Origin of the sequence: Erwinia tasmaniensis Et1/99, assembly GCF_000026185.1 — a bacterium.
In the GTDB taxonomy this organism is placed as follows: Bacteria; Pseudomonadota; Gammaproteobacteria; order Enterobacterales; family Enterobacteriaceae; genus Erwinia; species Erwinia tasmaniensis.
Window position 1 is genome coordinate 3,810,825 of sequence record NC_010694.1, and the last position, 14,590, is coordinate 3,825,414.

Here is a 14,590-nt window from a genome sequence, read left to right on the forward strand (position 1 = left end):
CTATCCATAAAAATTGATTTCGACTATTCTCTACGCAAGATATTAAGCAGGCAAAATCGACAGATATTTGTTAACAGGAGTTAATTTCTTATGACGACAGGATTATCACGCATCTGGACGCGTGCGCTGGTGCCATTTATGGCGCTGTTTCTGGTGTTGCAGTTGACCGGCTGTGGCGATAAAGAAGCCGATCAACGCAAAGCGTTTATCGATTTTCTACAGAATACGGTGATGCGCAGCGGCGAGCATTTACCCAGCCTGAGCGAAGATCAGAAGCAAAAATTCGGCAATTATGTCGGCGATTACGCCATTCTTTACGGCTTTGCCCAACAGATTAACCGCGCGGTAGATTCCGGCCTCAAGCCGGTGGTAAACGAGCTTTCTGCTATTCGCACACCGCAAGACTACCTGACGCACCGTGAGATGCTCCGCCAGGCGAGCGGATCGCTGGGCGTGCTCGCCCAGCAGATCCAAACGGCGAAAAACCAGGCGGAAAGCAGCAGGTCGACGTTGAAACAGCCGGAAGATCTGAAAACGGTGTACAACAATGTGTACAACAAGGTGGTTACCCAGCCTGCCACATCGCTGTCCCCTCTGCTTCCGGCATTGCAAACCCTGAGCCAGGACGCGGTACAGGCCGGTGATTTTCTACAGCAGCAGGGAACAAACGTCAGCTTTAACGGCGCGGCGATCCAGTTCCCCACCCAGCAGCAGGCAACGCAATACAATACCCTGATGAGTAATTTGAGCGCCAACGTTCAGGCCTTATCTCAGGCGCAGCGTTTACTACAAGGTGAGGTTAACTAACCCCCAGAAGCGCAGAGGGGCAACGGCAGCGTTGCCTCCTGGCAGCCTACATGGCATTAAGAGTATTCAGGCGCATGATAACCAGCGCATCTTTTCTGTTTTGACTTTAGCGCTGAACGGGCCGATGCAAAATCCGTTCACACCGCAGCGAAACCCTGTCCGATTGATTCTGACCGCTGAAAATATTTTATTCGATATCGATGTTAAAACGCCGACTCAAGCCCAATAAATAGGGGCAGCAGGCGTGTCCATTTTTAAAGTTCATTGAATCACGCTGGCCAGACGGAGATATTATTATCAATGCGATCGGTATCACTTTGCGTTTCTCCGGGGCAGGCACCGCGGAAATGAGCGAAATTTTGTGAATCACATCACATTATAAATAGAAAAGACAAATGAAGAAATGTGATTAAAATCACAAAAACACGCCGACCGCGTCTGTTTTTTCGACGGTTTTTTTTAAACATCTTTATTCTTCGTGATTAATATCACTAAAAACCATCACCTCCCCCCCATTATTCAGTGACACTGATCACACTTAATCCTTTGGCTACGCAAGCGTCATCTTCGCATGATAGAGTCAGCCGACTTACAGTGACACCAGCGGCCCGCGCCGTAACGTTTCATCCAAAAATCAACGCGCTCTCTTATTGGGTTAGCGCTTACTTATAAGAGGTGGGTTTATATGTCCTCATCAGATATCAAGATCAAAGTTCAAAGCTTTGGTCGTTTTCTGAGTAATATGGTCATGCCTAATATCGGCGCGTTTATCGCATGGGGCATCATTACCGCGCTATTTATCCCGACCGGATGGCTGCCAAACGCCACGCTGGCGAAACTGGTTTCACCAATGATCACCTACCTGCTGCCGCTACTGATCGGTTATACCGGCGGTCGTCTGGTTGGCGGCGATCGCGGCGGCGTAGTGGGGGCAATCACCACAATGGGCGTTATCGCCGGAGCCGAGATGCCGATGTTCCTCGGCTCGATGATTGCCGGCCCGCTGGGCGGCTGGGCTATCAAAACCTTCGATCGCCGGGTTGATGGCAAGATCAAAAGCGGGTTCGAAATGCTGGTGAACAACTTCTCTGCCGGTATTATCGGCATGCTGTTGGCGGTTCTCGCATTTCTGGCCATTGGCCCGCTGGTACAGGGTCTTTCCCATCTTCTCGCCTCTGGCGTCAATCTGATGGTGCAAAATAATCTGCTGCCACTGACCTCTGTATTCGTGGAACCGGCAAAGATCCTGTTCCTGAATAATGCAATCAACCACGGTATCTTTTCGCCGCTGGGTATTCAGCAGGCAAGCGAAGCGGGTAAATCGATTTTCTTCCTGATTGAAGCTAATCCAGGCCCGGGCATGGGCGTGCTGATGGCCTATATGTTCTTTGGCCGTGGCAGTGCCAAACAGTCTGCGGGTGGAGCAGCAATTATCCACTTCTTTGGCGGTATTCATGAAATCTACTTCCCGTACGTGCTGATGAACCCGCGTCTGATTATCGCCGTAATCCTCGGTGGTATGACCGGCGTGCTCACCCTGACGCTGTTAAACGGCGGGCTGGTTTCTCCAGCCTCACCGGGGTCGATTCTTGCCGTACTGGCTATGACGCCGAAAGGCGCCTACTTCGCTAACATCGCGGCAATTGCGGCGGCCTTTGCGGTCTCCTTCGTGGTCGCGGCTATTCTGCTGAAAACCAGTAAAGTGAAAGAGTCTGACGACATTGAAGCGGCAACACGCCGCATGCAGGAGATGAAATCCCAGTCTAAAGGGATCCCTGCATCGGCCACCGTGGGGCACGATGGTCCACAGAGCGATCTGGCACACGTACGCAAAATTATTGTCGCCTGCGATGCCGGCATGGGCTCTAGCGCAATGGGTGCGGGCGTACTGCGTAAGAAGGTGAGCGAAGCGGGCCTGGCCCATATTTCTGTGACGAACAGCGCAATCAACAGCCTGCCGGGGGATGTTGACCTGGTGATCACCCATCGCGACCTGACGGAGCGGGCAATGCGCCAGGCACCCCATGCCCAGCATATTTCGCTGACGAACTTCCTCGATAGCGGGCTGTACAATGATTTGACGGCGCGTCTGGCGGAGGCGGGCCGCGCTGCCGAACATCGTGAGAAGGTGAGCGCGGTGCTCAATGACAGCCTTGATGACAACCAGCAAAACCTGTTCAAACTCAGCGCGGGTAACGTTTTTCTGAACAATCATGCCACGGATAAAGAACAGGCCATTCGCTTTGCCGGTGAGCAGCTGGTCAAAGGCGGCTACGTAGAGGCCGAGTACGTGGAAGCAATGCTGGCGCGTGAGAGACTAACGCCAACCTACCTGGGTGAATCTATCGCCGTGCCACACGGAACGGTCGAAGCGAAAGACCGCGTGCTGAAAACCGGCGTTGTATTCTGCCAATATCCTGCCGGGGTACACTTTGGTGAAGAGCCCGACGACATCGCTCGACTGGTGATCGGTATCGCAGCGCGCAACAACGAGCATATCCAGGTCATTACCAGCCTGACTAACGCGCTGGACGATGACAGTGTGATCGCACGCCTGGCAACCACGACTGATATACAGGAAGTCCTGGATCTCTTATCCGGCAAAGCCAGCACCTGAAACGGTTGGCGGCGATAACTTTGCGGGGGCCGGGACAGACGCCCGGCCCCGTTTGAGCTCTGGTGAGACCAGAGCCTTGCATCATTGATACGGGGATATTTATGAAAGCGTTACATTTTGGTGCCGGCAATATCGGCCGTGGCTTTATTGGCAAGCTGCTGGCCGATGCCGGGGTTCAGCTCACTTTTGCTGACGTCAACCAGGCGGTGCTGGATGCGCTGAACGCCCGTGGCACATATCCGGTTCATGTGGTGGGTGAGCAGGCCCAGATTGAAATAGTGAATGGGGTCAATGCCGTACACAGTAGCAGCGACGATATTATCGCGCTGATTGCAGAGGTTGATATCGTTACCACGGCGGTGGGTCCACAAATCCTGGAACGCATTGCCGCAGGCATGGCACAAGGCATTGCTAAACGCAGTGATAACGCTAATTCCCGTCCGCTAAATATTATTGCCTGTGAAAATATGGTGCGTGGCACCACGCAGCTCAAAGCGCATGTGTTAAAGGCATTGCCCGAACGGTATCACGCCTGGCTGGAAGAACATGTCGGCTTTGTCGACTCCGCGGTCGATCGTATCGTTCCCCCCTCGGCAGCAGACAGCAGCGATCCGCTGGAAGTGACGGTAGAAACCTTCAGCGAGTGGATTGTAGATAAAACCCAGTTCAAGGGCGAGCCGCCCACGATTCCAGGCATGGAACTGACCGATAATCTGATGGCATTTGTCGAACGTAAACTGTTTACCCTCAATACCGGTCATGCTATTGCCGCCTATCTCGGACAGCTCGCCGGCCATAAAACCATACGTGAAGCGATTATGGATAAAAAAGTTCGGGCAATCGTTCAGGGAGCAATGGAAGAGAGCGGTGCGGTGCTGATTAAACGCTATGGTTTTGCGGCGGATAAACATGCGGCCTATATCCAGAAAATCATCAACCGTTTCGAAAACCCGTACCTGATCGATGATGTAGAGCGCGTGGGCCGTCAGCCGCTGCGCAAGCTGAGCGCCGGCGACCGCCTGATTAAACCAACGCTGGGCACGCTGGAGTATCATCTGCCGAATAATAATCTAGTCACCGGCATTGCGGCAGCCCTGCTGTATCGCAACGAAGGGGACCCACAGGCGATTGAGCTTGCCGGCCTGCTATCCCGCCAGGATGTTGCCACAACGCTGGTTCACATTTCGGGTCTCGACAAGGACAGCGACGTGGTCAAAGCAGTAGTGAAAGCGGTAAACGCGCTGGCCTGAGCCGGTGCAGCGCTCACCAAGGACGAATAAGGCACGGCATGCGCTGTGCCCGTACAAAACAATGGCGCCCTATGAATGACATTCTGTCTTTAACAAGACAGCCCCAGGCTTTTGAAAATCGCGTTCTTGAACGCCTGAACTCCGGGCGCTCGGTGAGGTGCTTGCTTATCGCGGCCGTTGACATGTTGGCAGAAGCGGTTGATCTGCTGGTGGGTCAGGTGTTCCGCAAAGATGATTACGCGGTCAAATATGCCGTTGAGCCTTTGCTACAGGGGGACGGCCCGCTGGGTGAACTGTCCGTACGCCTGAAGCTGATTTATGGGCTGGGGGCGATTAATCGGAACGAATATGAAGACTGCGAGCGCCTGATGGCACTATGCGAAGCGCTGAACCATGATCGACACGAGTACCGTTTCACTGATGATAAGGTTGCCGGGCCCGTCAGCGCATTGCACTGCGTGGATACGTGGCCAACCTGCCCCAATCTCTCCAGCCACGATAGCGAACTGCGTGCTATGCAGCAGCAACGTTATCAGCAGGTGCTGCGCTCCACGCTGGTGCTGTCGCTGACGGCGCTAATTTCCCCTCTGGGTCTGAAACAAGCCTTCAAAAAGTAACCGACTCCTTTCCCTCTTTGCCCCGCTTTCGTGTATCCTTTGCAGTAATGAATGAATTTAATGGTTGAGCGTAATGAAAGAACAGGTACAGGCAGAAATTAAAGAACTCAGTGACAAACTGGATGCGCTGAATCACAAAGAGCCAGCTCTGCTGGCGTCCGGTGAAAGTGAGAAGCTGGGTGAGATGCTGAAAGAGAAGGACAAAATTGAAGCAGAAATCGAGCGCCTGCGTGGCGTGCGCGCCGAGAAGCTGAGCAAAGAAGCTCAACAGTTGCAGAAGCTCCCATTCAGCCGCGCAATCACTAAAAAAGAACAGGCCAATATGGGCGCGCTGAAAAAAAGCGTGCGCGGATTAGTGGTTGTTCACCCCACCACCGCGCTAGGGCGAGAAATGGGCCTGAAAGAGATGACCGGCTTCGCAAAAACCACGTTTTAAACCGTCGCTTTCTTGTGACGTTGCAAGCAGGATGCTGCCATCCTGCTTTTCATCTTTTTTACCGGCATCTTATCCCCCTTCCCCTTAAAACCTGACTCCAATAGCAGCTGCTGATTCACAAAACACATTTTTTTATATGCTGGCATTAATATTTATTAATGCCGTTATGCATCATAAAAAGATTGACCGAAGCCTATAGCCTGCTTCATGGGCGGTAAATCTTTTCGGCGCTGATTGCCCTACCCCCATCGTCCTTCTCCTCTTCCATAACAAAATCACAAGAAATTATAATATAAAAAAATATAGTGCTATTGGATATCGATATTTAGTATCGAAAAAAATCAGATATATTGAAATCGCGATTTATATGACAATTCAAACCCAATAAATCAACATCAAATATCGTAATAATAATTGCGGCAAACATTGATATCGTCACTAGACTATTTTCAATATAATAATTCAGAAAGGACTATTCAGGATTTTCGTGGAGGCAGCTAATTAACGCCTCTGTTTAGGGATATCTTCAGGTAATTTTCCATGAAAAAAAACAATGTTACCGTTGTCATCAATGACCCAAATCGATTTTATTTTGAAGGATTAAAGAGTAGTGTTTATGAAAACTTTTTAAAACAAGGATTCAACGCAAACTACACTGAGTCTGCATTTAATAGCCGAGCTAAAATCATCTTTCTGGCAGAAGAGTCTTTATCTTTAGCGAACATTCACTATTTGAATCGACGTATGTCGATGCGGCCACTTTGCATTTTTATTATTAAAAATGCCCCCGGGAAAGGTGATACTCCAGATATCAAGACGGACAGTATTCATCATTACGCGGTGATTTACCGCAATCAATCGGTTGAAAGCATTTTGGCGGTAGTCAACGCTCAAATGGAACAGATGAATAACTTTCGTACCATGCCCTCCCCTTTAGGTGTTAATCGTTCCAATAACAACTTAACTCGTCGTGAAACCGAAATACTTCGTTACCTGGCACGTGGCATTACCAATGGAGGCGTGGCACGCTTCCTGAATATTAGTGAAAAGACGGTCAGCGCACACAAAAGAAACATCATGTCGAAGCTGAATATGGTACGGCCCGCAGAGCTTAGCTACTGGTTAATTCAAGAAGGGTGGTGTGAATCTCTACGCAGTAGTTAAAACGATCTGAAAAGAAACTTATATTTTAAAGAAAACCTGAATTTTGGCGTATTCTGCCGGAGATATACGCCATCGCTTAACATGTGTTAAAGTCACCCCTTGAAAGCGCCCGTTTTGTTCCAATACAAACTTTTGCTGTTTTCTTTTTTGAATGAGGTGATAACACCTTCTTGCTCAAGTTTGATTAATATATGCCTTGCGTTATATATACTGAGTTCCGATCTGTTTGCAATATCTCTGGTGCTGGCCGAGATAGAGGAGGCGTTATTAGAGCCACTCTCTTCAAAGAACTCATTTATCGCTCTTATAACTTTATCTACCGATATTTTCCGCTTAGCATTTTTGATGCAGTTATCGCGCATTGTACTGCTCCTTTTTTATAGCCGGCTCCTGCCGATTTGGTATGCAAATCCTTAAGAGGGATACAAGGATGAGCAAATCAATGATAATACGCAACATGATAAAAAAAAACTTAATCTCAATTATTAAACATTATTATCATTAATATTCATGTTGAGATAATCTTCAAGTGAAAGGCATTATAAAATGATAGAAAAACCAGTAACGTTAAATAAATAATCTAAAAAACACACGCTCTGGCTCTGTTTATCCGTCAGCATATTGCATAGCCAGGAAATATTTTAATAACATTAATGTAACAAGCCATCTGATGTCTTTGTGCTACAAACGACCTGACGATTAATAAATCTTGCCGATGAGAAAAATGAATTACATTATCAATAAAAAAATCTACTTCAACTCATTAAAAGGATTGCTTAATTCAATGAATAACAGCGTTCCTATGGTACAACTTTCCAAGCCGGGAGCAAGGCTACTTGCCGAGTTGATTATTCATTCTGGTGAGATAATGACGCGCGAAGATTTAATCAAAAAAGTGTGGGAAGATCACAACCTCACCCCGTCCGGTAGCAACTTGAGCAACCATATCAGTCTGTTGAGGAAAGCATTCTTACAACTGGATATGACAGAACGTATTATTATCACAGTGCCTAAAGTTGGTTTTCGGCTTGAGGCTGAAATCGATACTTATGGAATGCCCCACCGTCCCTCCGGTTTTTTCATTAGCAAAGTTAAAGACTTGTTGTGGCAATGGAAAACAAAATCATAACAGCAAAACAGGAAAATTTATTCGTGACCGAGAGGACCCATTCAGCCTGGTTACCGGACGTACCGGAGAAGAGATAAACACTGCGTCACTTTCCACCATCAAATTTACCCATATTGAGGTGATAAGACGACTCTTTTCTCGGCAGAAAAATAGGGGGAAAAGAACCTCCCCCCCATTGAGTACGCAGAAATTGAGTACGCAGAAAAAGCCGCTCACGGATAAATCCTAACCCACGAATATAAAGAGTATGAGTTAATAATACGCGTACGGCCATAGCAAAAATAGGGCTTATCCATGCAGCAGATAGGCCATTTAAATAAGAGGGTCAGCCCAAGCCTTATTTCTTCGCGTACTTCGCTTCCAGGCCGGCAAACCACGGGGCGATAAAGTCAGTCGAGGTTCCCCAACCCGGAATGATTTTGTTCAAAGTGGCAACGTTAACCGCGCCGCTCTGGGTAGCCAGAGCGGCCTGCGAGATAGCGGAAGCTTTGAACTGATAGCTGGCGGGCGTCTGCTCACCGCCAATTTTATTGGCAACAAGGCGCATATTCGTTGCTCCAATCAGCTTACTGTCAACCGCAACGGTCTGCTTCCAGGGACTGTTTTTCTCATGGATTAGCTGCAGGTCCTGATTGGATACGTCAATGCTATAGAGCTTGATTTCCGTACGTCCGTTTTCCTGTAGGGCTTTATAGGCCCCCTGGGCGAACGCATCCCATGCCCCCCAGATCGCATCAATCCTGCCTTTTGGATACTTCGCCAGAATAGCGCCAATTTTGTTAGCCGTGTCCCCCTGCACATCCGAGGAAACCGCGCCAATAGACTCCAGCTGGTGAATGCCGGGGTTTGCTTTCAGCACTTTTTCATAAACGACCTGTCGGCGTTCCATAGCCGGAAAGCCCGCCACCCACAGTTTGACGATGTTCGCCTTACCGTTGCTATCTTTAACCAGCTGGTCCAGAGAGATCTGGGCCAGCGAAGCATCGTCCTGTGCCGTCACCGTCACGCCAGCGATGGGCTGGTTGACCGGCGTATCAAATACCGACACTTTAATTCCGGCCTCGGAGATACGTTTTACCAGCTCGGTCGAGTAAGGGTCTTTGCCATGAGACAGAATAATAGCGTCATATTTTTGACTGATTGCCTGATTAACAAAGTCCTGGAAGCGCGCATCGTCCCCGTTGCTCAGGAACGTGCTGACTTTAAAGCCCAGCTTGCGGCCTTCCTGAACGGCTCCGGCGACAAACTGCGTGGTATTATCATCGGAGCCGAGATTGCGGATAACCGCCACACGTACCGGGCCATCGTGGTTAGCGATAGCAGCAGGTATCGCGGCATCGGCAGCAAAGGCCGATGATGTCGTGAGCAGGCTCAGCGCCAGCAGTGATAAAGTGAATTTATTCATTTTGTGATAGCCCTGTTTAAAAGTTAAGCAACCTGCGCGCGCTGTACATAGGTGATTGCCAGTGCAACCGCCAGCACCAGCCCTTTGATAATATCCATCGCGTAATAGGGTACGGACAGCATCACCAGGCCATTTTGTAAAACGCCCAGAATCACCGCCCCCAGCAGCGTTCCCAGCGCGTTAGGCTTGCCCGCTCCGGCGAGCGATAAACCGATCCAGGCAGCGGCAACGGCATCCATCAGATAGCCCCCTCCGGCATTGACCTGTGACGAACCGATACGCGAAGCCAGCAGGATGCCCCCAAGTCCGGCGAGCAGCGCCGATATCACATAGGCCAGCACGCGATAGCGCCGTGTACGGATGCCGGAAAGCCGCGCCGCTTCAGGGTTCCCACCGATGGCATACATGCGGCGGCCATGTTTGGTCAGCGACAGCAGTAGCTGTGCCACCACCGTCACCACCAGCATAACGATAACGATGATCGGCACCTGTCCAAGCTGTGAAAATATCGCCGGGATCGTACCCTCGGCCATATCCCCACTCGGCAGCACCATGTTCTCGGTAATCGACCCGCCATAGCTGTACGTCATCGCCACGCCCTGCACCACAAACAGGCTGGCCAGCGTGGCAAGCATGTCGGGGATCTTCAGCACCACGATCATAAAAGCATTAAACAGACCAACCAGAGTACACAGCAGCAGGGTGAGGGCGATGGCCTGAGTCGGCCCGAAGCCGTACCAAACGAACAGCGAGATAACCAGCGAGTTAGCCAACGATGCGGTAGAGCCGACCGACAGGTCAAAGCCACCAATGGTCAGGGATATCGATACGCCTATCGCTATCACCGTTACGATGGCAATCGAACGCAGAATATTGATGATGTTCGTGGGTTCAAGAAAGGTATCCGACGCGATGCCGAAGCCGCCGATCAGCGCGACGACCGTCAGTAACATCCCCCATTTATAGAGAAAATCATATATCTGATGCCGTGCGGACATTGCCGATTTCAGGGAAAGTTCTTTGCTGCTCACGCAGGCGTTCCTCCGGTAGAATAAAGTAAAAGCGTCTCTTCATCGGCGTCATCGGACGCGATTTCCGCGACAATCCGGCCATCCCACAGTACGCAGATGCGATCGCACAGGCCAATCAGCTCGGCAAACTCGCCCGAAGCATAGATCACGCCTTTACCGTTGCGAGCCAGCCCGTCAATCAGGCTGAACAGATCGGTTTTAGCCTTGATGTCCACGCCTTTGGTCGGTTCGTCAAAAATCAGGATATCCGCGTCGTTGCGCAGCCATTTGCCAATGGCGACTTTCTGTTGGTTACCCCCTGACAGGCTGCGCAGCATTTGCTTCGGCCCGGTGGTGCGAATGCCCAAGCGCACAATCACCTCCTCAGCCCAGCGCCACGCCTGACGATGACCAAACAGGCCCCAGCGTGAAAAGCTGTTATCGGCGCTTACGCTAAGGTTCATCATCACCGATTCGGCAATAAAAATGCCCTCTTTGCGCCGTTCTTCCGGGATAAGCGCCATACGGTTTTCAACCGCAACATGGGGGGAAGTGGGTTTCCACGGCTGGCCGTGCAGCTCGGCGTGCTGTACCCGGCTGCGGCTGGCACCAAACAGCGCCTTGCACAGCTCGGTTTTACCCGCACCGGCCAGCCCGGCGATACCGAGGATCTCGCCTTTGCGCAGGGTCAGGTTAATTTCCTTCAGCAGCCTCTCGTCGTGCAGCCCGACAACATGCAGTAGTTTTTCCGCGCCGAACGGCGGGCGTCGCGGCGGATAAATGTCGTCCAGCGGGTGACCGAGCATTTTTTCGATAATCTGTTCCCCACTCAGTCCCTGCATCGGGCCACTCTCGACGCGCTCACCATCGCGTAGCACCGTCAGTCGGTCACAGATGGCTTTGATTTCGTGAATGCGGTGAGAAATAAACACCACGCCGATCCCCTGATTTTGTAGCTGGCGCACCACGGCAAACAGTCTGGCGCTTTCATGCTGGTCAAGGGGAGCGGTGGGCTCATCGAGGATAAGAAAGCGGCAATGATGCGACAGCGCGCGCGCCAGCAGGATCTGCTGCTTTTCGGCCAGCGAGCACCTATCCACCCGTTTCCGCACGTCTATATGCACGTCAAGCTGTGACAGTAGCGCCCGCGCCTGACGGCGCATCTCGCCCCAGCGGTAGAGCTGCCCGCCCTCGGCCAGCCGATCCAACATAATATTCTCTGCCACGCTCAGGCCGGATACCAACGCCACATCCACCTCCTGCTGTACCAGGTGAATGCCCAGCTGCCTGGCATCACGCGGGTTACGGAGGGTTACCGGACGGCCGTCGAGCAGGATCTCTCCGCTATAGTGTTCATGCGCGCCAGAAAGCACCGCCATTAGCGTGGATTTCCCGGCACCGTTAGCCCCCATCAACGCATGTACAGAATGCCCCTCAAGGGTCAGATCGACGGATTTAAGCGCCGCAACATCGCCAAAGGAGAGGGAAATCTGGCGCATCTCAAGGCGATTGATCGCTGTCATGGGCATGTTTTCTCTGGCTAAAAAAAGGGCACGAAGTGCATTTTTCATTGGATTGTTACGGCAGGCAACAACCGAAAAGACATAAGCTAGCACAAAGTTATCTTAGCCATCCAGATGTCCATAAATTACAGCCTTTAGCGCTGGGGCCTGGTCTTTTACCAGTAGATAGCAGCGGGATAACGTCGATAACAGGTTGGTTGTGCTGTTGCGTGGCACGCTACGGGTGCGAAGGTCACGAGGATCGGCCGGGAGGCTAGTTTTCCGGGTTAGCAGGCAAAAAAAACCGGCGAACGGGTCGCCGGTTATTGCCGTGGATGGGGTTATTTAGCGGCGGCGAAGTTCGCTGCTGCCTGATCCCAGTTCACCACGTCCCAGAAAGCCTTGATATAGTCAGGGCGTTTATTCTGATATTTCAGGTAGTAAGCATGTTCCCACACGTCCAGACCAACGATCGGAGTGCCGGATGCGCCAGAAATGGCCTCTCCCATCAGCGGGCTGTCCTGGTTAGCGGTAGAAACCACCGCCAGCTTATCGCCTTTTTTCACCAGCCACGCCCAGCCGGAACCGAAACGGGTGGTTGCTGCTTTTTCGAATTCTGCTTTGAAAGCGTCAACGCTACCGAAATCTTTCTCGATGGCTGCTTTCAGATCGCCACCCAGAGAGGTGCCGGTTTTCAAACCTTTCCAGAAGAAGCTGTGATTAGCGTGGCCGCCCGCGTTATTACGCAGTGGGCCTTTCTTGTCAGCCGGCAGCTGGTCAAGTTTAGCAATCAGCTCTTCAACCGGCAGGTTGGCGAACTCTGTTCCTTCCAGCGCGGCATTGGCGTTATTCACATAGGCCTGGTGGTGTTTGGTGTGATGGATTTCCATCGTCTGCTTGTCGAAATGAGGTTCCAGTGCGTCATAGGCATAAGGCAGGGATGGTAGTGTATAGCTCATATTATTCATCTCCAGTCATGTAGGGCGGCGCTGCAAATTGTTGTTTAGCGCCACGTAAGCAGTCAAATCATTATAGTTAAATAAACCCCCGGTAAAAGGGTTATCAATGCCCCGACGTTTATGAGGGTATCTGTGACAATCCATGCCGTAACGCCGTTATCACGTTTACCCATCGGAATATCTCTAAATGATCTAAGACGCTTTTAACGATGCAGAGCCGCCAGCGACCTGTCGAGTGCCCCCACCAGCCAGTCGATATCGCTTTCCTGGAACGCCAGAGGCGGGCGCAGTTTCAGCACATTGCCGTACGGGCCGGCGACCGAGGTCAGCACGCGGTTTTCGCGCAGCATTTCGGTGACATCCAGCGCCAGCTGCTTGTCCGGCGTCCTGCTGGCCTTGTCTTTCACCAGCTCGAAACCAATAAACAGGCCGGAACCGCGCACATCGCCCACGCATTCATATTTCTCTTTCAGCGTGGTCAGTTCTGACAGGAGTTTCGCCCCGACAACCCGGCTGTGCGCCTGGAGATCTTCTTCTTTAATGACTTTCAACACCGCCTGCGCGGCCGCCATCGCCACCGGATTGCCGCCGAAGGTATTGAAGTAAGGAATATCATCGCTGAATGCGGCCAGCACATGGCTTTTTGCCAGCAGCCCGGACACGGGAATGCCATTTCCCATCGGCTTGCCGGTGGTGATGATATCCGGCACCACATCATGTCGGGCAAAACCCCAGAACGCTTCGCCGGTGCGGGCAAAGCCGGGCTGTACCTCATCGGCAATAAAAATGCCGCCGTTACGATGCACCACGTCGATAGCCTGCTGAAGGAACCCTTTAGGCCCCGGCAGCACGCCGTCAGAGGAGAAAATAGAATCGGCGAGGAAACCGGCAAATTTAATACCGTGCGCGGCCATATCATCGATCTGCTGCTGGATCCGTTCGGCAAACCAGGCGCCGAGATCCGGTGCATCAACGCGGTAGCGATCCGGGGGCGGCACCAGACGCGTGGTGGCGGCCAGCGGCTGCCCGCTGCCCAGTGCCGGAGACACGCCGGAGGTCAGGTCGCTGGTGCCGTGATAAGACTCCTGGGTGACGATTATCCCGCTGCCGCCGCTGAAAGCCCGCGCCACGCGGATCGCCAGGTCATTGGCCTCAGACCCGGTACACATGTACATTGCGCGGTCGATCTCCGCCGGTGCGGTGGCCAGCAGCTGTTCAGAGTAGTCGAGGATCGTTTCGTGCAGATAGCGGGTGTGGGTGTTCAGCTGATTCATCTGCTGGCACACCGCATCAATCACCGCCGGATGACAGTGACCAACACTGGCAACGTTGTTATACACATCAAGGTATTTTTCCCCCGCGGCATCCCACAGATACTGGCCCTTACCCCGTACCAGGTGAACCGGTTTACGATAGAACAGGCGATAGGACTCTCCCAGCACCTTGCTGCGTTTGTCCGTCAGCTTACGCACGTCAGCGCTCAGACCTTCGGCATGCTCGGCGCGGAAACTGTTGGTATCCATGATGGTAGAACGTGTGGCCATGATCACTCCCGTTGCAAAATTGAGGTTCGCCTGGCGGCAGGCAGTCAGCACTGTTTCACTCCATCATGGCAAATTTTTAGACAAAAGCAACAAAATACACAAACACAATAAAATACACATGCAGAGCCGCGAATAGTCGGTTAGGCTAGG

13 protein-coding genes are annotated in these 14,590 nt (G+C 51.8%); 7 read left to right on the top strand and 6 right to left on the bottom strand.

The features are described from left to right. Window positions 1-90 precede the first annotated feature (90 nt). The 6 genes from ETA_RS18270 (at window position 91) to ETA_RS18295 (ending at window position 6,891) form a co-directional block, all read left to right on the top strand. On the top strand, window positions 91-807 hold the full coding sequence (locus ETA_RS18270) for a DUF3053 domain-containing protein (protein WP_012443085.1): 717 nt from the start codon (window positions 91-93) through the stop codon (window positions 805-807). A gap of 685 nt (window positions 808-1,492) precedes the next feature. Further along, window positions 1,493-3,424: a PTS mannitol transporter subunit IICBA gene (locus ETA_RS18275; protein ID WP_012443087.1), complete on the top strand. Its 1,932-nt coding sequence runs from the start codon at window positions 1,493-1,495 to the stop codon at window positions 3,422-3,424. 101 nt (window positions 3,425-3,525) lie between these two features. Continuing rightward, on the top strand, window positions 3,526-4,674 hold the full coding sequence (locus tag ETA_RS18280; protein ID WP_012443088.1) for a mannitol-1-phosphate 5-dehydrogenase: 1,149 nt from the start codon (window positions 3,526-3,528) through the stop codon (window positions 4,672-4,674). A gap of 71 nt (window positions 4,675-4,745) precedes the next feature. After that, window positions 4,746-5,291: an MltR family transcriptional regulator gene (locus ETA_RS18285; RefSeq protein WP_042959217.1), complete on the top strand. Its 546-nt coding sequence runs from the start codon at window positions 4,746-4,748 to the stop codon at window positions 5,289-5,291. 73 nt (window positions 5,292-5,364) lie between these two features. Beyond that, entirely contained in the window at window positions 5,365-5,727 is a 363-nt protein-coding gene (locus ETA_RS18290; protein WP_012443090.1) for a YibL family ribosome-associated protein, read from the top strand. 540 nt (window positions 5,728-6,267) lie between these two features. After that, window positions 6,268-6,891, top strand: coding sequence for a response regulator transcription factor (locus ETA_RS18295; protein WP_012443091.1), 624 nt, complete (start codon window positions 6,268-6,270; stop codon window positions 6,889-6,891). 92 nt (window positions 6,892-6,983) lie between these two features. Here ETA_RS18295 and ETA_RS18300 read toward each other — a convergent pair whose 3' ends face one another. Beyond that, window positions 6,984-7,253 carry a FaeA/PapI family transcriptional regulator gene (locus ETA_RS18300; RefSeq protein WP_012443092.1) on the bottom strand — a complete coding sequence of 90 codons (270 nt, stop codon included), beginning with the start codon at window positions 7,251-7,253 and terminating at the stop codon, window positions 6,984-6,986. A 362-nt stretch (window positions 7,254-7,615) separates the two neighbouring features. Between ETA_RS18300 and ETA_RS18305 the strand changes: the two genes are divergently transcribed. Next, window positions 7,616-8,020, top strand: coding sequence for a winged helix-turn-helix domain-containing protein (locus tag ETA_RS18305; protein WP_012443093.1), 405 nt, complete (start codon window positions 7,616-7,618; stop codon window positions 8,018-8,020). A gap of 337 nt (window positions 8,021-8,357) precedes the next feature. On the opposite strand, the gene ETA_RS18310 is transcribed toward ETA_RS18305, so the two are convergent. The 5 genes from ETA_RS18310 to ETA_RS18330 form a co-directional block, all read right to left on the bottom strand. After that, window positions 8,358-9,425, bottom strand: coding sequence for a sugar ABC transporter substrate-binding protein (locus ETA_RS18310; protein WP_012443095.1), 1,068 nt, complete (start codon window positions 9,423-9,425; stop codon window positions 8,358-8,360). Window positions 9,426-9,448: 23 nt separating this feature from the next. Next, window positions 9,449-10,423: an ABC transporter permease gene (locus ETA_RS18315; protein ID WP_193345542.1), complete on the bottom strand. Its 975-nt coding sequence runs from the start codon at window positions 10,421-10,423 to the stop codon at window positions 9,449-9,451. Window positions 10,424-10,452: 29 nt separating this feature from the next. Continuing rightward, on the bottom strand, window positions 10,453-11,958 hold the full coding sequence (locus tag ETA_RS18320; protein ID WP_012443097.1) for a sugar ABC transporter ATP-binding protein: 1,506 nt from the start codon (window positions 11,956-11,958) through the stop codon (window positions 10,453-10,455). A gap of 320 nt (window positions 11,959-12,278) precedes the next feature. After that, window positions 12,279-12,896 (bottom strand): superoxide dismutase [Mn], encoded by a 618-nt coding sequence (sodA, locus tag ETA_RS18325; RefSeq protein ID WP_012443098.1) that lies wholly within the window; start codon window positions 12,894-12,896, stop codon window positions 12,279-12,281. Between the two features lie 203 nt (window positions 12,897-13,099). Then, window positions 13,100-14,440: an aspartate aminotransferase family protein gene (locus ETA_RS18330; RefSeq protein ID WP_012443099.1), complete on the bottom strand. Its 1,341-nt coding sequence runs from the start codon at window positions 14,438-14,440 to the stop codon at window positions 13,100-13,102. Window positions 14,441-14,590: the final 150 nt, after the last annotated feature.